At 32.7% G+C, this 914-nt stretch carries 2 protein-coding genes; both read right to left on the bottom strand.

Features of this window, described 5'->3' with window-relative positions; translation table 11 throughout:
* The coding region (locus tag Ctaglu_RS24785) for an N-acetylmuramoyl-L-alanine amidase (protein ID WP_148097615.1) at nucleotides 1–481 on the bottom strand (481 nt) is incomplete at its 3' end.
* Between the two features lie 17 nt (nucleotides 482–498).
* Nucleotides 499–702 (bottom strand): BhlA/UviB family holin-like peptide, encoded by a 204-nt coding sequence (locus tag Ctaglu_RS24780; protein ID WP_125006727.1) that lies wholly within the window; start codon nucleotides 700–702, stop codon nucleotides 499–501.
* Nucleotides 703–914 lie beyond the last annotated feature (212 nt).

Below are 914 nucleotides of genomic sequence, written 5' to 3'. Positions count from 1 at the left end.
TAGCAATAGCTTTATACCCTACGCTTAAGTAATGGTTAGCATCTGCCGTATCAATGAAGCATACCTCTATCAACATAGATTTTGCTTTAGTTCTTCTGACTACATAAAGACCTTTACCATCTTTTATGCCTCTGTTTTTAAATCCTAATTTAGAAATGTTATTGCATACGTCTATTGCATCTTGATATTGCCTGCCCTCATATGTGTAGACTTCTACACCTTCTCCGCCACCAGCATTAAAATGTATAGATATAAACCAATCCAAATCTTGTCTATTTGCTTGATCCATAATCAAAGATAAACTTTGATTTACGGAATTTGCATAATCGACTGTACAATTTATTGCGTTATGGCCATATGCTTTAATTAACCTTCTTACTTCTGCACCAACTAGCCTTGTATGTTCTCCCTCTTTTATAATTCCTACTGCTCCACTACCGAACCCACTAATTGTGTGACCATCATTTACCCCGATATTCATAATTATTTTCTCCCCTTTTATTTCTCCATTTTGTCTATTAATTTATCCAATTTTACATTAACTGTACTGGTCAATTCTTCGATTATTGATTGATATTTTGTTTCTCTTAATTCACTATTTGCATCCCTTGTTTCTTGTTTCTTTAATACATAAAAAAGTAAAAAGCAGAACAAAGCATATCCTAATCCCTGTGAAATTGCTTTTGTCATGATAGCTTCCATAGATTCCTCCTTTATTTTTTTACATTAAAAAGACACCCTCTCAGGTGTCTTAATTGCATTATTTTATTTTATAGTTACGTCGTCATATTTTCCTACGTCGTAGCAACTGGTTCTTTTATTGCTCCCATATCTTTTAATACTTCTCCTACCATTTCTCTTAAATTGAATAATTTTGGGACTTGCTCAAATGTATAAGTACCTCCAATTATTAA

It is taken from the genome of Clostridium tagluense (genome assembly GCF_003865095.1).
GTDB lineage: Bacteria > Bacillota > Clostridia > Clostridiales > Clostridiaceae > Clostridium_AD > Clostridium_AD tagluense.
Note: the sequence above shows the minus strand (reverse complement) of the source record. Positions and strands in the feature narration are given on the sequence as shown.

Excerpts from the sequence above, each read along its gene's own strand:
- Ctaglu_RS24780 (WP_125006727.1), bottom strand. The coding sequence starts at position 702 with ATGGAAGCTATCATGACAAAAGCAATTTCACAGGGATTAGGATATGCT.